General features: G+C 61.4%; 22 protein-coding genes. 19 read left to right on the top strand and 3 right to left on the bottom strand.

Features of this window, described 5'->3' with window-relative positions; all coding sequences use genetic code 11:
* Genes MWN52_RS10180 through MWN52_RS10170 form a run of 3 tightly spaced genes read left to right on the top strand, consistent with a single transcriptional unit; the run spans position 1 to position 4408 of the window.
* The gene (locus MWN52_RS10180) at positions 1-2142 is read left to right on the top strand and encodes a hypothetical protein (RefSeq protein WP_130518269.1); all 2142 of its coding nucleotides are present in this window, start codon (positions 1-3) and stop codon (positions 2140-2142) included.
* On the top strand, positions 2139-2645 hold the full coding sequence (locus MWN52_RS10175) for a hypothetical protein (protein WP_130518271.1): 507 nt from the start codon (positions 2139-2141) through the stop codon (positions 2643-2645). Before MWN52_RS10180 ends, MWN52_RS10175 begins: the two co-directional genes overlap by 4 nt.
* Positions 2642-4408 (top strand): single-stranded-DNA-specific exonuclease RecJ, encoded by a 1767-nt coding sequence (locus MWN52_RS10170; protein ID WP_130518273.1) that lies wholly within the window; start codon positions 2642-2644, stop codon positions 4406-4408. Before MWN52_RS10175 ends, MWN52_RS10170 begins: the two co-directional genes overlap by 4 nt.
* Positions 4409-4606: 198 nt before the next feature.
* Here the strand turns inward: MWN52_RS10170 and MWN52_RS10165 are convergent, their stop codons facing one another.
* Positions 4607-5392: a hypothetical protein gene (locus MWN52_RS10165; protein WP_286574534.1), complete on the bottom strand. Its 786-nt coding sequence runs from the start codon at positions 5390-5392 to the stop codon at positions 4607-4609.
* Positions 5393-5490: 98 nt separating this feature from the next.
* Between MWN52_RS10165 and MWN52_RS10160 the strand changes: the two genes are divergently transcribed.
* The 15 genes from MWN52_RS10160 to MWN52_RS10090 all read left to right on the top strand — a co-directional run bounded on the left by MWN52_RS10160 (position 5491) and on the right by MWN52_RS10090 (position 17347).
* Positions 5491-5835, top strand: coding sequence for a helix-turn-helix domain-containing protein (locus MWN52_RS10160; protein ID WP_425478192.1), 345 nt, complete (start codon positions 5491-5493; stop codon positions 5833-5835).
* Positions 5836-5941: 106 nt separating this feature from the next.
* A complete protein-coding gene (locus tag MWN52_RS10155; protein ID WP_130518279.1) occupies positions 5942-6283 on the top strand; it encodes an ArsR/SmtB family transcription factor in 342 nt (113 codons plus the stop codon).
* Positions 6280-6768, top strand: coding sequence for an ArsI/CadI family heavy metal resistance metalloenzyme (locus MWN52_RS10150; protein WP_130518281.1), 489 nt, complete (start codon positions 6280-6282; stop codon positions 6766-6768). Before MWN52_RS10155 ends, MWN52_RS10150 begins: the two co-directional genes overlap by 4 nt.
* Before the next feature lie 22 nt (positions 6769-6790).
* Positions 6791-7279 (top strand): arsenate reductase ArsC, encoded by a 489-nt coding sequence (locus MWN52_RS10145; protein WP_286574533.1) that lies wholly within the window; start codon positions 6791-6793, stop codon positions 7277-7279.
* Between the two features lie 4 nt (positions 7280-7283).
* Positions 7284-7667, top strand: a complete 384-nt coding sequence (locus MWN52_RS10140; protein WP_130518285.1) for an arsenate reductase ArsC — start codon at positions 7284-7286, stop codon at positions 7665-7667.
* Positions 7667-8359, top strand: a complete 693-nt coding sequence (locus tag MWN52_RS10135; RefSeq protein ID WP_130518287.1) for an aquaporin — start codon at positions 7667-7669, stop codon at positions 8357-8359. The genes MWN52_RS10140 and MWN52_RS10135 overlap by 1 nt, the downstream gene beginning before the upstream one ends.
* A gap of 113 nt (positions 8360-8472) precedes the next feature.
* Positions 8473-8904, top strand: coding sequence for a CopL family metal-binding regulatory protein (locus MWN52_RS10130; protein ID WP_130518289.1), 432 nt, complete (start codon positions 8473-8475; stop codon positions 8902-8904).
* A 111-nt stretch (positions 8905-9015) separates the two neighbouring features.
* Positions 9016-10905, top strand: coding sequence for a copper resistance system multicopper oxidase (locus MWN52_RS10125; RefSeq protein ID WP_131658873.1), 1890 nt, complete (start codon positions 9016-9018; stop codon positions 10903-10905).
* The gene (locus MWN52_RS10120) at positions 10902-11999 is read left to right on the top strand and encodes a copper resistance protein B (RefSeq protein ID WP_286574532.1); all 1098 of its coding nucleotides are present in this window, start codon (positions 10902-10904) and stop codon (positions 11997-11999) included. The genes MWN52_RS10125 and MWN52_RS10120 overlap by 4 nt, the downstream gene beginning before the upstream one ends.
* Before the next feature lie 14 nt (positions 12000-12013).
* Entirely contained in the window at positions 12014-12889 is an 876-nt protein-coding gene (locus MWN52_RS10115) for a c-type cytochrome (protein WP_130518295.1), read from the top strand.
* Positions 12890-12897: 8 nt separating this feature from the next.
* On the top strand, positions 12898-13389 hold the full coding sequence (locus tag MWN52_RS10110) for a YybH family protein (protein WP_131658875.1): 492 nt from the start codon (positions 12898-12900) through the stop codon (positions 13387-13389).
* Between the two features lie 17 nt (positions 13390-13406).
* Entirely contained in the window at positions 13407-13916 is a 510-nt protein-coding gene (locus MWN52_RS10105) for a DUF411 domain-containing protein (RefSeq protein ID WP_130518781.1), read from the top strand.
* 91 nt (positions 13917-14007) lie between these two features.
* Positions 14008-14406: a heavy metal-responsive transcriptional regulator gene (locus MWN52_RS10100; protein WP_130518299.1), complete on the top strand. Its 399-nt coding sequence runs from the start codon at positions 14008-14010 to the stop codon at positions 14404-14406.
* Positions 14403-17030, top strand: a complete 2628-nt coding sequence (locus MWN52_RS10095) for a heavy metal translocating P-type ATPase (protein WP_286574531.1) — start codon at positions 14403-14405, stop codon at positions 17028-17030. The genes MWN52_RS10100 and MWN52_RS10095 overlap by 4 nt, the downstream gene beginning before the upstream one ends.
* A gap of 29 nt (positions 17031-17059) precedes the next feature.
* Entirely contained in the window at positions 17060-17347 is a 288-nt protein-coding gene (locus MWN52_RS10090) for an EF-hand domain-containing protein (protein WP_130518303.1), read from the top strand.
* 81 nt (positions 17348-17428) lie between these two features.
* On the opposite strand, the gene MWN52_RS10085 is transcribed toward MWN52_RS10090, so the two are convergent.
* A protein-coding gene (locus tag MWN52_RS10085) for an IS3 family transposase (protein ID WP_286574530.1) occupies positions 17429-18528 on the bottom strand; the annotation gives its coding sequence in 2 pieces (ribosomal slippage) (positions 17429-18279 and positions 18279-18528; 1101 coding nt in all).
* 103 nt (positions 18529-18631) lie between these two features.
* Here MWN52_RS10085 and MWN52_RS10080 point away from each other — a divergent pair.
* Positions 18632-19123, top strand: a complete 492-nt coding sequence (locus MWN52_RS10080; protein WP_165421927.1) for a DUF305 domain-containing protein — start codon at positions 18632-18634, stop codon at positions 19121-19123.
* 22 nt (positions 19124-19145) lie between these two features.
* Here the strand turns inward: MWN52_RS10080 and MWN52_RS10075 are convergent, their stop codons facing one another.
* Positions 19146-19562, bottom strand: coding sequence for a MerR family transcriptional regulator (locus MWN52_RS10075; RefSeq protein ID WP_130518305.1), 417 nt, complete (start codon positions 19560-19562; stop codon positions 19146-19148).
* Positions 19563-19590 lie beyond the last annotated feature (28 nt).

The following is a 19590-nucleotide window of genomic DNA, read 5'->3' as shown; positions in this document are numbered from 1 at the left end:
ATGTCGGCCACACTTGCTCGTTGGCTTCATGAACATACGGAGGATTCCTCTATTGGGGAGTTGGGCGAGCATCTGCTTGCTTTGGTGCCGCCTGGCGCGTCATTCGAATCGGATCAGTGGAACGCAATTTCGTGGGTATTGCGCCCCGGTAATGGCATCAGCAGATACCTCTACTTCGACAAAATTGTTCATGTCAACTTGAAGGTCGCATGCAAAATTTGGATTCTCCATGGGCGGATGACGCGAAATCTGGGGGAAGGTTCGGCTCAAGCCCGTCTAACGGTCGTGGCAATCTTAGGGGAAGTTCTCGGAGCGCGACCCTTCGACACGCTCAAGAACGAAGATTTCTACGCTGCAGAGCGGCTAATCAAAAAGAATCGCGCACCAGCTGGTGCATACGGGCTATGCAAAGTGCTCGCGACCTTTGCGAAGTGGCTGAATTTGCGGACGCGATCGAGACTTGGCTACGTTTCCCGCATGAAGAAGCCGGCGAAGCACGGGCGCAAGGGTAACGATGCAGGCCGGAATGAAAAATTGATGCCAGACGAGGTCATACGCGACCTGATTGCCGTCAATTCCAGGAAAGATATAAGCGATTACGACCGGTTCTATTTGCAGATTTTCACTATCGATGTCGGGGCCGGATTTCGTGTGGGCGAGTTGGCTAATCTTCCGGAAAATTGCCTCGTTGAGCATGACGGCGCATTGCAGTTGCTGTACTTCCCTGAGAAGAAGGGGCGTCCCGTTCCAAAAGTCGTGCCTCCGAGCCTGGTGCCGGCAATCCGTGCCGCTGTTTCCGCATTGAAATCTTCCACCGAGGACTTGCGAAAGCTAGCCGCGCAACAGCGAGAGAATGAGCCAGTTGATTGGTTCAAGGTTTCTTCCAGCGAAACGGCTGCACACTACTTCGCATCAAAATTTGCCCACGAATGGACCGCAAATCCAGCCAATCGTCTTATCAATCCTGATGCGGTTTGGCATAAGTTCAAAAAGAAGCTAATCGATGCGATCGGAACGTTAGAAGAGTGCGGCGGTAACAAGTCTGAAGTACGTCGCAGACTGGGTGTGTCCGACATGAGCTTGGAAAGGATGCTGGCCGAGCAGAAAGCCGCCCGCGCGGGTGAACTCCGGACACTGACCTGCAAGGGGAAGGAGATACGCAGTTGGAATTTCGATCCTCGACTCATCAACGAGAATCAATTCAAGCTGCGCATGCGAACCACAACGAACAAATTGTATCCGTCTGTCCGGGCGATCATTCAAGACGCCAAAGAAATGCAGTTGCGAGGCGAGACCTACCCGAATCCGGATCGAAATGACGAATTGGAGACCCAATTCAGACGATCATTCGCGCTCATCAGAGGTCCAGAGGGTGAGTCCTGCCTGGAAGCTCATGAAGCGTTGCTGCTTCGGAAGCGCGGCCGGGGTGGAGATTCTCGCGCCGACGATTTCCTGGCGGTCACCACTACCGATCTGGCGAGGTGGCTAAATCGCAACGATGGGAAGACAAAGACGAGCGTCTTCCAGCGATTCGGGATTGTGGATCCAAGAACAGGCGAGATTGCCAAGTTTACTTGGCATGACGTGCGGCACTGGCTCAACACCCAGTATCAGCGAGGTGGCCTCAGCCAGCAGCAGATTGCATTGATCTTTGGTCGCAAGGACGTTGGACAGAATGCTACATATGACCAAACGTCGAGCGAGGAACGAGCGGAGCGCCTAAGAAATGCAGTGCGGGACGGGGTCATCGTCGGCGAGATCAGCGACACTTATTCGCGTCTTGCGGATATCTCAAGAGAGCAAGCGGAGGAATATCTAGCGGGTGCATTACGCATGATAAACATCATGCCGCATGGTCTATGCACCTTGAATTGGGCAATGAGCCCGTGCCCGCACTATCTCAGCTGCTTCACATGCGGTGGGGATACCGAAGAAAACAGTGGTGCTTGCGAGCATTTGATTGTGGACCGCAACAATTTCGGACATGTCGCTGAGATCAGGCGTCTTCGTAACGAGGCGCAGGTCGCATTAAAGGTTATTCCTTCACAGTCTCCCATGTTCAGTCACTACTTGCGCATATTCAGTAACACCACCCTCAAGCTGGAACAGATGGGGCTCGGGGTCGAGGCGACTTCGCAATGAGAAAACAGCTTCGTGGTGAAGAATTGTCAGATCGTATTCGCGCGGTGATCCATGAGCTGGCGGATGAGGCAGCCAAGATCGGTAGAGGCTACGTGTTCAACGCAAGCGAGGTTTCGGCGCGGGTGCCTGCATCGAGAACGACGTTGAGGCGCTATGAACACGTGGTATCGGAAACGCTGAAATCAATGAAAGCGGGGCGCCGGTCGACTTCTGGCGAAGCTTTGATTGCGATGTTTCGCGCTCAGAACGAACGGCTGCAGGAAGAACTCGCCGTGGCTCAGCGTCAAGTTCTGGCGCTTCGACAGCATCATGTAGAAATTTATAGGCGATTTCATCATAGCTCCGCAGACATCACTCCTTTGCTAACACAAATTCTGGTAGAGGAGTGCAAAGAGGCTTCAGCTTGCCTGTTCTGTGGGGGTGATATTTCTGCAGTCAAGGGCCGGAAGAAGAGCAGCAATGTCTTCCCAATCAAGCCTGTTGTAGGAAAGCCTGGACGATGACGGATAGCATGGACATAACGCTTAAGGAGCGCCCGCGCGACGGGCTTGTGGAGGAACAGGCCATAAGCCTCGGCTATACGCCATTACAGGCGCGGGTGATATCAGGCCGATTGCACGGGGTTCCCGCTTCGCAGCTTCGCTCCTTAATTACCCCAGCGTCTAACGAGATTGATGGGCCGCACGCATTGCCCGACATCGATAAGGCCTCCAGGCATCTCGCTGACGCAATCTCTGCGCACACACCAATTGCGCTGGTGACTGACCACGACGCGGATGGCGCCACATCCCACGCGATTCTCAAGCACGCGTTGATTACGATGGGGTATCCAATAGGCAGTCTTTTCAGTTTTCTCTCGCATAGGATGAGCGAGGGGTATGGCGTCAGCGATGCACTCGTCGACCGTATGCTTCCACAGCTTCCACCAAACACATGCATTGTTACGGCGGATCAGGGAAGTACCGATGAGGCGCGAATCTCCCGGCTAGTCGCTGCAGGCCATTCCGTTGTAGTGACGGATCATCACGGCATTCCCGAAGAAGGGCCGCCGCGATCAGCCCATGCAGTGGTGAACCCGGTGCGGCGTGATAGCAAATTTCCCGACAAGGCGATAGCGGGTTGCCACACTGCATTGCTGGTCATGGCGGCAACCCGTGAGCTGCTAATTGATCGTGGATCCTTGGCTTCGGACTCGCCACGCGTCTCCGATCTTCTGGATTATTGTGCGGTTGGAACCATTGCGGATGCATCGTCTCTTGCGTACTCGCTAAACAATCGCATGATTGTGCAGCGCGGACTCCGCTTGATGAATTCGAAGCCGCGACCTTGCTGGAAGGCCATGCGTCGCTTGCTCAATAAGGATGGAGATTGGACGGCCGCCGATATCGCATTCCAGATCGCGACACGCATAAATGCGAGAGGCCGCCTCACAGATGCCATGTTGGGCGTGGAGTTCCTGTGTGCCTCCACCGAGGAAGAGGCATTCAACTTCCTCCAAGAGCTTGATGCCAACAATCGCGAGCGGAAGGAGATTGAAGCGACACTGCGCTGCATTGCGGAGCCTTTGGCTAAAGCCGAAATCCGTGATGGGCGGCTTGGGCTATGTCTATGGCTGGGGGAACGGTCGCATGCCGGCGTGCATGGCATTACGGCGACTCGAATAGTGGAAGGGTTTGGAGTGCCAACAATATGCTTGTCGCCGCTTGCCGGTGACGAGAGCATTGCCACCGGCTCAATACGAACAACGCCATACGTTAATGTTCTGCAGACTTTGACCCTCATCAAGCAGCGTTGGCCTGGTCTGTTGTTGAGCGCTGGCGGGCATCGTGGTGCCGGTGGGCTTAAGGTGAAGCGAAGTGATATTCCTGCCTTGGCTGATGCATGGGATACATGCGTTAAGGAGGCCTATGGCGAGGAAAAGCCCTCACCGCATTTGCTGGTCGATGGGTTGCTCGAAACGCCTTGCCTGGATCAGGTGCGAGAGTTGTCGGCACTAGAGCCCTATGGTCGAGAATTCGAGCAACCAGTATTCATGGGCACGTGGCGTGTGAGCGATATGCGCCTAATTGGCGACGGAACCCATTTGAAGCTGCGGCTCTCAAATAGCGCAACTACTATGGATGCGGTCTGGTTCGGAGCCAACAAGGATGGAGTCCCTCCTGTAGGCGTTGGCGTCACCGCGAGGTTTGCTTACTGTCTGGACGCGCAAAGTTATCGCGGCAACACCCGACTGCAACTGGTCATTCGGGGTATTGATTTGCGTTAATTGCGCAGTGAGTATGACCGAGCCATGTATTGCGCGATGGGTAGGGCACCCGATGACGTGCAAGACGAAATCAGCGGATGGCAATCCGAAGAAGACGTTCGATTGGCGTGCGAGCAGAATGTGCGCGCAGTGATTATGCAAGATCCCATTGCACGGCGGTTGACTTAGGAGTTGCAGCCTGACGCCCTGTCTGAAGGTTCAGAAAGCGCTTAGCCGTTGTGCCTTGGCACGTGCATGACAGAGCAATATTTCCTCACTTGGGCTGCTTGTCCAATAGAGCGCGCCAAGGCCACTCGCCCATCGAACAATGGCCCGTCCTAAACCGCTTTCTGGAAGTGGATTGGTTGGCGAGAACGAACAGTTGGGCCAGACGCCACTGGCCACGGCCGCGGCACGGCGCTTGAGTTCCTGGTAGATGCTGTCCCGCAATCCATCGGCTTGCGGACCGTTTTGCATCGCCACGGAGGCGCCACGACGGACCGCGGCCCACCCGCAGTAGCGCCATTGGGCAATGGTCAGTTGTGCTCCGGGACCTTCGCGATAGGCGAAGGCCAGATCCTGGGCCCAATCGGCGGCGAATCGATGCTTCACCAGTTGCTGCTCGAAGTACCGTTCCGCTTCAGCCGGGGCCAAGTCCGACCACAGACGCACGCCTATCGCGACTGTGAAATCGGTCTGCTCCAGCGTGTCGAAGTAGTCATCCAGGGCTTCCAACAGACGCCAGGGTTCATAGACCGTCCACGCCAAACGCCACTGCAGTCCTTCAATCGGTGTGATCTGTGCGTCCGGCTTGAACTCCCAGCGCGTCTCCGGCCACGGCACTTCGATCACGCCATGGTCTTGCAGCAACGCCATCACTACAAGCGACATGCGCTTGGTCGGAGCGATCGGCAGCCGGCGCGTCTGACCGGTCAAGAGCGCCCAAAGATAAAGGCAGCCCTGCAGCCCGAGCTCATCGACTGTAGCGGGAGCGGGTGATGCCATGCGCGTAGGCGGAAGCCATTGTGAGGCTGCTAAGGATAACTTAGTATTCAGGAATCGGTCACTCCGCCATCCTTAAGGCCTTCTTAGGGGAGGCGGTGGTGGCGCGGACGACACAACATCCGGTATTCGCACTTAGGCTGGCCCAGGCACGGAAACGCGCCGGCCTGTCACAGCGCCAGCTTGGTGTATTGGCGGACTTGGACCCGACTGTGGCCTCTCCACGCATCAACCAGTACGAACGCGGCAAGCACGAGCCCCAGCTCAAGACTGCAAAGCGGCTTGCTGAAGTGCTGGGCATTCCGCCCGCATTCCTTTACACCGACGACGACGTGCTGGCCGAATTGCTACTGCGCTGGAACGACCTGACGCTTCGCCAGAAGAAGGATATGCTCAAGCTGGCTGAAACGGCATCGCCGGCGAAGCGGTCACGTAAGGCCGAGTAGGGCGGTTCCGCCCGAGGGATCAGCCGCATCTATACCAACGACTTAGGCCGCATAGGCTTCAGTGGAGCGTATTGACATATTTCTATATTTCCGGAAATATAGAAATATGAAGAGTGAATCGGCTGTCTCCGCCCTCAATGCCTTGAGCCACGAAACACGTTTGGCCGCGTTCCGCGCCTTGATTCAGGCCGGCCCCGACGGGCTGGCCGTGGGTGAGCTTCGCGAGCGCTTGGACACCCCCGCCGCCACGCTGACCGCGCACCTCAATGTGCTGCGGGCCGCCGCGCTCGTCCACGACCAGCGCGAGGGCAGGGTCATTCGCGTGCGCGCCAACTACCTGCAGATGAACACCTTGCTCGCCTATCTCACCGAGAACTGCTGCGCCGGCGCCGCGAGTTGCGAGCCGGTCGCCGTGTGCACCCCCGAGAAAACAGGAACCCGCGCATGAACCGCTTCCATGTCCATCTGAACGTGTCCGATCTTGCTGCCAGCGTGCGCTTCTATTCGGAGCTGTTTGCCGCACAACCCACCATCCTCAAGACCGACTACGCCAAATGGATGCTCGAGGATCCGCGAGTGAATTTCGCAATTTCCAACACTGGCCGCACGCCGGGCATCGACCATCTTGGCTTCCAGGTGGAGAGCCCCGAAGCGCTGTCGGCCATCGGTGAACGCCTGGACGCCGCGGGCGGCGCCGTGGTGCCGGAGGAAGCGACGATCTGCTGTTACGCACAGTCGGACAAGCTGTGGACCGAAGACCCTCAAGGCACGCGCTGGGAGACCTTCCGCACGGTAGGCGAGGCAACCACCTATTACGCCGGGGATGCGCCGTGCGCGACCGATGGCGCCGCCTGCAGCCCCAATGTGCAGTCCATGCAGCCGCGACCCGAACAGGTCTCGTCTTGCTGCGCGCCGCAATCCGGTTGCTGCTGATCTCTGCCCTTGGAACCCCGCCATGACTGCATCACAGACATTCAACGCCCTGTTCCTGTGCACCGGCAATTCGGCGCGCAGCCAGATTGCGGAAGCCTTGCTCAATCACATGAGCAAAGGTCGTTTCCATGCGTACAGCGCCGGCAGCCATCCCGCCGCAACGGTGCAGCCGCTCGCCGCTCAAATCATCAGCGAGCTAGGTCAGGATGCCTCCCGCCTTCGACCCAAAAGCTGGGACGAATTTGTCGGTCCTGGCGCACCGAAGATGGATTTCATCATCACGGTGTGCGACAACGCCGCCGGCGAGACCTGTCCCGTATGGGCAGGCCGTCCCGCCGTCGCGCACTGGGGCGTACCGGATCCGGCGAAGAACCCCGCCGAATCGAAGGGGTTCAAGGATGCGTGGCTCACCTTGCGTCGTCGGGTCGAGCTGTTGCTGGCGTTGCCGGTGGAAAAGCTCGACCACCTGGCGCGCGAGCAGGAACTGCGCCTGATCGGAAAGGAAGTCTGATCCCATGAAACGGGTTCTATTCGTCTGCGTCGAGAATTCCAACCGCAGCCAGATGGCCGAAGCCTTCGCACACCTCTACGGCGGCGATCAGGTCGAGGTATTGAGCGCTGGCTCCAAGCCTTCCGGTCAGATCAACCCGAAAGCCGTCCGCTTCATGGCCGAATTGGGCTATGACTTGTCGACGCACGCGTCGAAGTCGCTGGACGAGATCGACGGTGCATTCGATGCGGTGATCACCATGGGCTGTGGCGACAACTGTCCCTGGGTGCCTGCCAAGCGGCGCGAGGACTGGGCCTTGCCCGATCCGAAGCACTTCGATGACGACGGGTACCGGGCCGTGCGCAACGAGATCGCCGAACGCGTCAAGACGCTGCTGGCGGAACTCTGATGGCGCTGCGCAAGAAACTGTTGGCCGAGTTTCTCGGCACCTCGCTGCTGCTCGCGTGCGTGGTGGGCTCCGGCATCATGGGCGTCAACCTGTCCCAGGGGAATGATGCGATCGCGCTGCTGGCCAATGCCGGTGCGACTGCGGGCGTGTTGTACGTGCTCATCGCCGTGTTGGGGCCGATCTCTGGTGCCCATTTCAATCCCGCGGTCACCTTGGTGATGCGCTTGCGCGGCGAACTTGGGACACGCGATGCGGCTGCCTACATCGGCGTGCAAGTGCTCGCGGCTATCGCCGGGGTGATGCTGGCCCATGCGATGTTCGATCTGCCACTGCTGCAGCCGGGCACCCATGCGCGCACCGGCCAAGCACAGTGGCTGAGCGAGACGGTCGCCACCTTCGGTCTGGTGCTGACGATCCTGCTGGGAATCCGTCACCGTCCCGCCGCGATCCCGGCGCTGGTCGCCAGCTACATCTTCGCCGCCTACTGGTTTACCGCCAGCACGTCGTTCGCGAACCCTGCGGTGACGTTGGCGCGCTCGTTGACGCAGACGTTTGCGGGAATCCGGCCTGAAGATGTGGGCTTGTTCGTGGCCTCACAATTCGTCGGTGCGCTCGCGGGATTGGCTATTGCGCGGTTGATTGAACGCCCGGTATCGAGTGGCATTGCATTCAACGAACAAGAGACAGCCTGATGTGGCCAACGCTTGTTTGTCGGGACAAACCCTTGACTATGGTCAAAGGATTTAGAGGCAGCTATTCACGTTCCCTGTACACGTTGAGCAGGTCGGCGGGTTAAAGTAAGACCATGTCCACCCGTGCCATTCTGTTGCACTTGTTGCTGTGCATTGCCTTGGTATTCAACGGGGCAGCATCGGCCATGGCGTCTGTGCAGATGATGCAAATGCACGCGGATGGGCAGGGAACGGCGAGCGTTCCTGTCCCAACAATGGTGGCGGGCGCCGAACCTGCCATGCCGTGCCACCACGACGGACAGGCCTCGCACTCGCAAGACGCTGCCGCCGCGGCAACGCCTTCCAAGGACCAGCAGCCCCATCAGACGCCCGATTGCTGCAAGTCGAGCACCTGTACCTGTGCGTGCGTTCATCAAGCCGCCGCCATGGTGCCCATGCTGGTCTTCCAGGGCGCCACGCTCCTGCATGTCGGTAGCGTGCGTTCGATGACCTTGGGTCATCCCGCGCCTGCCTTGCCCCATCTGATCCGACCTCCCATCGGCTAAGTGTCCTTCGGCGCCCCCGGCGCCGGTTCGCCTGCGCGCGTCGCCGTTCGATGCGCCAGCAAGCTGTGGCTCAGCGCTTGCGCTGGCCAATGACACTTCGATGGAGTTCACATGTCTTCCGATGCTTTCGGCCGCAATGCCGACGGGTTGTTCAAACCGTCGCGGCGGCGATTCGTGCAGGGGTTGGCCGCGGGTGGTGCCGCTGCCGGCCTGGGGCTCTGGCCCAAACTCAGTTGGGCGCTGAAAGGTCCCGGCAATCCGAACGTCCTGTCGGGTACCGAATTCGACCTCGCCATCGGCGAGACGCCGATGAATTTCACCGGGCGCATGCGTCCTGCAGTCACCGTCAATGGCTCGATTCCGGCACCGCTGCTGCGCTGGCGCGAGGGCACGACCGTCAATCTGCGCGTCTCCAATGCGCTGCCGGAAGGCTCGATTTTCGGCCATGAAACCTCGATCCATTGGCACGGCATCCTGTTGCCGGCCAACATGGATGGCGTACCGGGGTTGAGCTTCAACGGCATCCACCGGGGCGAGGCTTACCAGTACCGATTTACGGTGAAGCAGGGCGGCACGTACTGGTACCACAGCCATTCCGGATTCCAGGAGCAGGCCGGGCTTTACGGTCCGTTGATCATCGATCCCATCGAACCAGAACCGTTCGCGTTTGATCGCGACTACGTGGTGATGCTGTCCGACTGGACCGACATGGATCCGACCCGGTTGTTCGCGCGCTTGAAGAAGATGTCGATGTACGACAACCACTACATGCGCACGGCCGGGGATTTCCTGCGCGATGCCGAGCGCAATGGTCTCGCGGCCACGATTGACGATCGCAAGATGTGGGGGCAGATGCGCATGTCGCCGACCGACCTGTCGGACGTCAATGCGAACACCTATACCTACTTGATGAATGGCAAGACATCGCTCAGCAACTGGACGGGCCTGTTCCGCTCCGGCGACAAGATCCGCCTGCGCTTCATCAATGGCTCGGCGATGACGCATTTCGATGTGCGGATACCCGGCCTGAAGATGACCGTGGTGGCCGCCGATGGCCAGTACGTGCATCCGGTCACCATCGACGAGTTCCGCATCGCCACCGCCGAAACCTTCGACGTGATCGTCGAGCCGTCGGGGCAGGATGCCTTCACGATCTTCGCGCAGGACATGGGCCGCACCGGTTTCGTTGCCGGCACGTTGGCCGTGCGCGAAGGCTTGCGTGCGCCGATTCCACCGGTCGATCCGCGCCCGTTGTTGACCATGCAGGACATGGGCATGGATCACGGAAGCATTGGCGGCATGGACATGTCCGGCGGCAAGGGCATGGAAATGAGCTGTGGCGCCAACATGGGCATGGCCGGCATGGATCATGGCGCGATGGCGCAGGCGTCGAAACCGGCCGATGCCGACCCGCACGCCGGCCATGACATGGCCGCCATGAAAGACGGCGCGATGGCGGGCATGAACCACGAAAACACGGTCACGCACCCGGCCAGCGAAACGCGTAACCCGTTGGTGGACAACCAGGCCATGGTGGTCAGTTCACGGCTTGACGATCCGGGCATCGGTCTGCGCGACAATGGACGCAAGGTCTTGAGCTATTCGATGCTCAAGAGCGCGTTCGACGATCCGGATGGGCGCGATCCTGGCCGCGAGATCGAACTGCACCTCACCGGCCACATGGAACGCTTCGCCTGGGGCTTCAATGGGCAGAAGTTCTCGGACGTCGAACCGCTGCGTCTCAACTACGGCGAACGCATGCGCATCGTGCTGGTGAACGACACGATGATGACGCACCCGATCCATCTGCATGGCATGTGGAGCGATCTCGAGGACGATCAAGGCAACTTCCTCGTTCGCAAGCACACCATCGACATGCCGCCCGGCAGCAAGCGCAGTTATCGCGTGCGCGCCGACGCACTCGGCAGTTGGGCTTATCACTGCCATCTGCTCTATCACATGGAGGCGGGAATGATGCGCACCGTGAGGGTCGACGAATGAAGACGACCATTTCTGTAGCACCCCTCGCGGCAGGTCTGCTGTTGGCCCTCAATGTCGCCGCACAGGAGCACTCGCAGCATCAGATGCCGATGCCGGCCGCGCAGGATCATTCCCAACATCAGATGCCGGCGATGCAGGAGCACACTCAGCATCAGGTGAAACCGAAAGCCAAGCCGAAGGTAAAACCAAAGCCAAAACCGAAGGCGAAGCCCGTCACCACATCGAAGCCGAAAGCAACGGCGCCTGCTGCGCCAATGGATCACGCGGCCATGGGCCACGAGATGCCAGCGCAGGTGCCGGCCGCCATGGGGCATGACGCCGCGCAACCGGCACCGATGGATCACGCCGCGATGGGGCATGCCATGCCGCATCCCGCGGATCAGCCCATCACGCCGATTCCGGTGCTGACGGCCGAAGACCGCGCGGCGGCCGTAGCGCCACCGAACGATCATCCGGTGCACGACAACAGCGTGCAGCACTATGTGTTGTTCAACCGTCTCGAAGGCTTCGATACCGATGATGGCACCGGCATGGCATGGGAAGGCCAAGCCTGGGTCGGCACCGATCTCAACAAGCTTTGGCTGCGCAGCGAAGGCGAGCGGGTCGGTGGCCACATTGAAGGCGCGGATCTTGAAGTCCTGTATGGCCGTGCATTCGCTCGCTGGTGGGATGTGGTGGGCGGTGTGCGCCACGACTTCAAGCCGGGCGCATCGCAGGACTTCGTCGCGATCGGTGTGCAGGGCCTGGCGCCATACAAGTTCGAGGTGGAGGCGACCGCATACCTCGGCCAGTCCGGCCAGACCGCGGCACGCCTGGAGGCCGAATACGAAACACTGCTGACCAACCGGCTGATTCTGCAGCCGCTGGTTGAAGTCAATTTTTACGGCAAGAACGACGCGCGCCGTGGTATCGGTTCTGGCCTGAGTACCGCCGAGGCCGGTTTGCGCCTGCGCTACGAAGTCACCCGGCAATTCGCGCCATACATCGGCGTCGTTCGCGAGCACGCCTTCGGCAGCACCGCAGATTTCCGCCGTGCCGCCGGCGAAGACGTCAATGACACCCGCGTCGTCGCGGGCATCCGCATTTGGTTCTGATCGGGGAGATCACCATGCCATTCGTGACTCGAAAGTCCCTGCTCACCTTGAGCATCCTGTCCGGCGTCGCCCTGGCGGCAGCCGCCGGTTTCGTCTGGTCAGGCGTCTACAACATCGGCGCCGATGACACCCACACCCGGCCCGTGTATTCGACGCTGCAAGCCCTGCGCGAACGCTCGATCGAGGTACGTGCCAACAAGCTGCAACGACCTGCCGATCTCAGCGATCCGGCGCGGATTCGTCAGGGCGCTGGCAACTACAACGCCATGTGCACCGGCTGCCATCTTGGCCCAGGCATGGAGGACACCGAACTGAGCAAGGGCCTGTATCCGGCGCCGCCGAATCTAAGCAAGGAGACGGTCGATGCCGGCAAGGCCTTCTGGGTGATCAAGCACGGCATCAAGGCCTCGGGCATGCCGGCCTGGGGCAAGAGCATGGGCGACGAATACATCTGGAACATGGCGGCCTTTCTGCAGGCGCTGCCCAAGCTCACCCCCGAGCAATACCAGACGCTCGTCGCCAGCAGTGGCGGGCATTCGCACGGCGGTGGCGAGTCCGACGGCCACGCGCATGCCGAGGGCGGCGAGGACCATCACGAGGACGGCGACGAGCACACACATGCTGAAGGCGACGAACACGACGCAATGGCGGGCATGCCGATGGATGAGTCGAAGCCTCACTCGCATCCTCCGGGCACGCCGCCGCACACCGATGTGCCCAAGGATACGAAGGCGCCGTCCGGTGAAGTGCACATCCATGCCGACGGCAAGAAGCACGTCCACAACGCACCGGCGCCTGCGACGGCCAAGCCGGCCGCCGCCGACCCGCATGCCGGTATGGACATGCCTGAAACCGCACCGGCCAGCGATGGCCATGATCACCAACACTGACCGGAGCCATGAACCCCATGATCCATCGAATTGTTTTCCTCGCCTTGCTCGCGCTTCCATTTACATCGCAGGCGCATGACCCCACGCAGCACGCGAAGGCCAATGTCCCCTCCATCAGTACGGAGGCGAAGCCGGCAGTTGCGGCCGTGGACGCGTTTTCGACCGCATTGCAGGCTGGTGATCTGAAGCGTGCCGGCACCTGGCTGGCCGATGATGTGCTGATCCTCGAAAGCGGTGGTGCCGAGCATTCGAAAGCCGAATACCTGGGCGGGCATGCGACGCATGACGCTGAGTTCCTGAAAGATGCACATGTGCAGTTGAAGCAGCGCACCGCCCAGGCGACGGGCGATCTGGCCTGGGTGGGGAGCGAGAGCGAACTGCACGCGACGAAGGACGGCAAGCCGTTGACGGTGCTGAGCACCGAAACCATGGTGCTCAAGCGCGGTAAAGCGGGCTGGCGCATCGTCCATATCCATTGGTCCTCACGGACCAAGCGATGAGGAGGCTGGCCATGTCGATGCATGTTGCAACGACCGTGCTGCTGTTGGGCGCAACCCTTTCACTGGGTGCTTGTGCCAAGCAGGCACCGGCACCGGAACGCGCCGCCGAGGTCACGGCCGAAACAACCGCAGTGCCCGCACCGACACAAGCGTTGCCGCTCGTCGTCGTTCACAAGAGTCCGAGTTGCGGGTGCTGCGGCTTGTGGGTAGACCACATGCGCCAGGCCGGCTTTCAGGTCGAGGTGCGCGACGAGGACAACGTCAATCCGGTGAAGGAGCGCGTGGGTGTGCCGTACGGCAAGGGGTCGTGCCACACCGCCGAAGTGGGCGGTTATTTCATTGAAGGCCACGTGCCGGCCGCGGACGTGAAACGCTTGCTGGCCGAGAAGCCCGACGCCAAGGGACTGGTGCTTCCCGGCATGCCGACGGGGTCGCCCGGCATGGAAATGCCGGACGGGCACACGGAGCCGTACACCGTCGAACTCGTTCGTCGGGACGGCACCACTGCGGCCTTTGCAGCGCACTGAACGCACATGGTGGGCCGAATGCAAAAGGGCTTGACTCTGGACTTTAGTCAAAGGTGGAGACTGGCGGCATCCCGTCACGAGAGATTCCCCAATGAAGATCGGTGAACTCGCCCAAAGCGCCGGTGTCCCCATCGACACAGTGCGGTACTACGAGCGGCAGGGCTTGCTGCCGGAGCCGCAACGTCAGCCGTCCGGCTACCGTCGCTACCAGACTGCGGATGTCCTGCGCCTGCGCTTCGTGCGTCGCGCCAAGGCGCTCGGCTTCACCTTGGAGGAGATCCGCGAACTGCTCGCGCTTTCCAGCCATCGCGAACACGACATGGGCAGTCTCAAGGCGGCCGCCGAGCAGAAGCTGGCGGGCGTCGAAGCCAAGCTGGCGGAACTGGCCCGGATTCGCGATGGCCTCCGGACCCTGATCAAGGCGTGTCCGGGCCATGGCGCGCTTGACGCGTGCCCGATTCTGCACGCCCTGAATGAGGACGCCGCATGAACACGCACATGCATTCTCACCACGACCATGACGCACATGAGCAGGGCGGTTGCTGCGCCAGCACCGCGAACCAGAAACCGAGCACGGTCCTCGATCCGGTCTGCGGCATGCAAGTCGACCCTGCGACCACGCCGCATCACGCCAGCCATGCCGGCACCGACTACCACTTCTGCTCGGCGCGCTGCCGGGAAAAATTCGTGGCCGATCCCGGGCGGTACACGGCCCCCACGGCCATGGAAGAAAAGAAGGGCAGTTGCTGTGCAAGCAAGGCGACTGCCGCGATCTCCGAGCAGACGGTGATTGATCCGGTCTGTGGCATGCAAGTGGACCCTGCGACCACACCGCATCACGCCAGCCACGCCGGGACCGATTACCACTTCTGTTCCGCGCGTTGCCAGGCGAAGTTCGTCGCCGATCCGCCTCGCTATCTCGCGCCGAAGGCCGAGGCGGCGCCTTCCGCGCCAGCAGGCACGATCTATACCTGTCCCATGCACCCGGAAATCCGCCAGGAAGGGCCCGGGACGTGCCCGATCTGCGGCATGGCGCTGGAGCCGGAAATGCCCAGCCTGGAAGACGAGGAAAACCCGGAACTGCGCGACTTCTCGCACCGCTTCTGGTGGACGTTGCCGCTGACCGTCGTGGTCTTCCTGCTGGCAATGCTGGGCGACCGGCTGACGTTCCTGAGCATGGGTGCCCGTACCTGGCTGGAACTCGCATTGAGTGCACCGGTCGTGCTCTGGGCCGGGTGGCCGTTCTTCGAACGCTGCATGCAATCGATCCGTAACCGCAGCCCGAACATGTTCACGCTGATCGGTATCGGCGTGGCTTCGGCCTTCGGCTACAGCGTGGTCGCCACCGTGGCGCCAGACCTGTTCCCGGACTCGTTCCGTGAACACGGCCGCGTCGGCGTCTATTTCGAGGCCGCCGCGGTCATCGTGTCGTTGACCCTGTTGGGGCAACTGCTGGAACTGCGCGCCCGCTCGAAGACATCGGCCGCGATCAAGGCCCTGCTCGGACTCGCACCGAAGACGGCGCGCCGCGTCAACGACGATGGCAGCGAAGAGGACATCCCGCTCGACCATGTCCACGTTGGCTACCGCCTGCGCGTGCGCCCGGGCGAAAAGGTGCCGGTCGATGGCGAAGTGCTCGAAGGGCGTTCCAGCGTCGACGAATCGATGCTGACCGGCGAGTCGATTCCGGTCGAAAAGACCGCCGGCAGCCGCGTGATCGGCGCCACGCTCAATGGCACCGGCAGCCTGGTGATCCGCGCCGACAGGATCGGCTCGGAAACGGTGCTATCGCAGATCGTGCAACTGGTGGCCCAGGCCCAGCGGTCGCGCGCACCGATGCAGCGCATGGCCGACAAGGTGGCGTTCTGGTTTGTCCTCGCGGTGCTGGCGGTGGCCGTGCTCACGTTCTTCGGTTGGGGCCTGTTCGGACCGGAGCCGTCGTGGACGTACGCCGTCCTTAACGCAGTGTCGGTGCTGATCATTGCCTGTCCGTGTGCGCTGGGATTGGCCACGCCGATGTCGATCATGGTCGCCACCGGTCGTGCGGCGCGTGCTGGCGTGTTGTTCCGCGATGCCGAAGCGATCGAGCAGTTGCGCAAGATCGATACCCTGATCGTCGACAAGACTGGCACGCTGACCGAAGGGCGGCCCGCGTTCCGCGCCGTCATGGCCGCCGACGGCTTCGACGACGATACCGTGCTGCGGTTTGCGGCCAGTCTGGAGCAGGGCAGTGAGCACCCGTTGGCGGACGCGATCCTGACCGAAGCCAAGCGCCGGAACTTGCCGCTGTCCGCGACCGATGACTTTGATTCGGTCACCGGCAAAGGCGTGCGCGGGCAGATCGCTGGGCAGATGCTTGCCCTCGGCAACAAGGCGCTCATGGCCGAGGTGGGCGCCGATGTCGCTCCGCTGCTCGCCCGCGCCGAAACCGCGCGAGGAGAGGGTGCCAGCGTGATGTTCCTGGCCGTTGATGGCCGGTTGGCGGGCGCAGTGTCCGTGGCCGATCCGATCAAGGCCACGACCTTGCCGGCCTTGAACGCCTTGCGTGCGGCAGGCCTGCATCTGGTGATGGCTTCGGGCGATGCGCAATCGACCGCCGAGGCGGTGGGTCGCACGCTCGGGATCGAGGATGTGCGCGGCGAAGTGCGTCCGCAAGACAAGGCCGCGCTGGTACAGCAACTCAAGGCGCAAGGGCGACGTGTCGCGATGGCCGGCGATGGCGTGAACGATGCACCGGCCCTTGCGGCGGCCGATGTCGGCATCGCCATGGGCACCGGTACCGACGTTGCGATGTCGAGTGCGCAGGTCACCTTGGTCAAGGGCGACCTACGGCGAATCCTGGAAGCCCGCGAGATTTCGGATGCGACGGTCGCCAACATGAAGCAGAACCTCGCATTCGCCTTCCTCTACAACGCCATCGGCGTGCCGATCGCCGCCGGCGTGCTGTATCCGGTCTTCGGTCTGTTGCTCAGCCCGATGATCGCGGCATTGGCGATGAGCCTGAGTTCCGTCTCGGTCGTCACCAATGCGCTGCGCCTCGGACGTGCTTCCCCTGCCGAATCTGACGCGGCCTTATCGCGCCAGGAACCCAAGCACGGCGCGTCCTGTCACTAGTTGTTCCTTCCCCACATAGGAGTCATGCCATGAAATACGTTTCCCTGTTCCTTATCTCCGCACTCGTATCAGGCGCTGCCTGGGCAGGTCCGCAGCAATCCGCTACGGCGACCGATCACAGCACGCATGCGGCGCACGCACAGCCGGCTGCACCAGCGAAGCAGGACACGTTTGCCGCCTACGACAAGGACAAGAATGGGTTCGTGTCCAAGGCGGAGGTCGCCAAGCATCCGAAGGTCGCAATGTTCGGTATGTCCGATTCCAATCGGGATGGCCGTCTGGATCGAGCCGAGTTCGCGATGATGGAAAGCATGTAACGAAATGCCGGCATGTGGCGGCAGATCACACTGCCGCCACCGTGCGAGTACCAGTGACCTGCGTACGGACTTTGTAGCCACTCAGGCGGTGAGTCCTGTGGTGATGGTATCGGGTTCGGACCAGTTCCGGCGGATGCTTGCCGGGGGCTTGTAGCCATGTGCGCTGTGTGGCCTGCGCTCGTTGTAGAACTGCCGCCAGCGCTCGATCAGCACCTTGGCCTCGGCCCGGCTGCGGAACCATTCGCGGTTCAGCAACTCGTCGCGCAGTTTGCCGTTGAAGCTCTCCACGAAGCCGTTCTGCCACGGACTGCCCGGGGCGATGAAGGCTGGGCCGATCGCGGCATCGCGCAGCCAGCGCATGACCTTCGCCGCAGTGAACTCGGCGCCGTTGTCCGAGCGCACGAACGCCGGCTTGCCGTACAGCCGCATCAGCCGCGACAGGGTCAGGACCACGTCCTGCGCCCGCAGGCTGGCCCCGACCTCGATGGCCAGGCATTCCCGTGTGTACTCGTCGATCACGCACAGCAGCTTCAGGCTGCGACCATCCACCATCTGGTCGTGCACGAAGTCGTAGCTCCACACGGCGTTGGGCCGGACCGCGCCGGGCAGGCGGATATCGCTGCCGCTGCGCCGGCGCCGCGGACGCCGACGCGGGATGTTCAGACCCAGCGAACGCCACAGGCGCCGGACCCGGGCCTCCCCCACGCCAAGCCAGGCCGCCATCCGCCGGTAGCCGAACCGCGGCACCTGCGGCGACGCCGCCAGCAGTCGCTCGGCCAGGGGCTTGTCCGCAGCCGGCTGGCGAAGCGCATAGCCGGCAATCCGCCGGCTCAGGTCCAGGTAGCGGCAGGCCTTGCGCTGCGACAGTCCCCGACGGGTCAACGCGACCAATGCAGCGCGTCGCCCCGACGGGGATGTCATTTTTTTCGGACGATCTCCTTCATCCCGTCGATCACCAGCATCTGCTCGGCCACCAACCGCTTGAGCCGGGCGTTCTCCGATTCAAGATCCTTCAGCCGCCTGGCGTCCGGCACGTCCATCCCGCCGAAGCGATTGCGCCAGCGGAAGAACGTCTGCTCGCTGATGTTGTGCTTCTTGCACAGCACCTTGATCGGTGCCGCGCCCGCTTCCGCTTCGCGCAGGATCGCGATGACCTGCTCATCGGTGAAACGCTTCTTCATGAGTTCTCCTTGCCTGTCGAGGGTAGAGAACTCACCTGCCGGTCGGCTACATGATTCGTCTCAGGTCACCAGTCTTTCGCATTAGCTGCCAAGGAGGTGAGCGATGGAACACGCCAAACATGAAGCGCATGCTGGAAAGGGTGGGCATGCGGAGGCAAATCACTACGGACGCCTACTGGCGATGCTCGGGTTGTCTTTCGCGTGCATGTACGCACTCATGTACGCCATGGTCGATCGCTTTGCCAACGTCGTGCCGAATATCAACCAGTTCTACATGGCCGCTCTGATGACCGCGCCCATGGCGATCCTGGAACTTGCACTGATGGGCGCCATGTACCAGGACAAGCGAAAGAACGCCGTGATCTTCGTCTTGGCTGGCCTCGTGTTGGTTGGCAGTTGGTTCGGGATTCGCGCGCAGGCCGGTGTCGGCGACAGGCAGTTCCTCAAATCCATGATTCCACATCATGCCGGGGCAATCTTAATGTGCGAAAAGAACCACTTGCAAAACCCTGAGTTGAAGCAGCTCTGCCATAACATCGTTGCTTCCCAGCGCGCCGAAGTCGAGCAGATGAAAGCACTGTTGGAAGAACGGTAATTCACGTCACGGTCAATCGCCTTCAATTCGCACAGGTTGTGCCTCGCTCATGAGGCCGTCGCAAAGCGCCAAGAATCGCGCAGCGGTCGCGCTCGCCACCGGCACACTGGGAGATGACGCGTTCGAGCTCGGCGGCCATGTTGCTCAGTTCGCGGATGCGATCGCGGATGTCGGCGAGGTGCTGGCGCGCAATGACGTCAACATCGCAGCAGGACATCGCCGGGTCGTCGTCGAGGCTGAGCAGGCTACGGATTTCTTCCAGGCTGAAGCCAAGCTCGCGGCCGCGGCTGATGAAGCGCAGCCGGTCGACCTCGGTGGGGCTGTATTCCCGGTAGCCGCTGGCGGTGCGGGCAGGGGCGGGCATAAGGCCCGAGCGCTCGTAGTAGCGGATGGTTTCCAGGTGACAGCCGCTGGCCGCCGCCGCTTCACTGATTTTCATTCGCATTTGCCCTTGACCCTGTAGCGGC

The organism is Pseudoxanthomonas winnipegensis, assembly GCF_030322905.1.
In the GTDB taxonomy this organism is placed as follows: domain Bacteria; phylum Pseudomonadota; class Gammaproteobacteria; order Xanthomonadales; family Xanthomonadaceae; genus Pseudoxanthomonas_A; species Pseudoxanthomonas_A winnipegensis.
The sequence above is the reverse complement of the archived record's forward strand: the minus strand, read 5'-3'. Positions and strand labels throughout refer to the sequence as shown.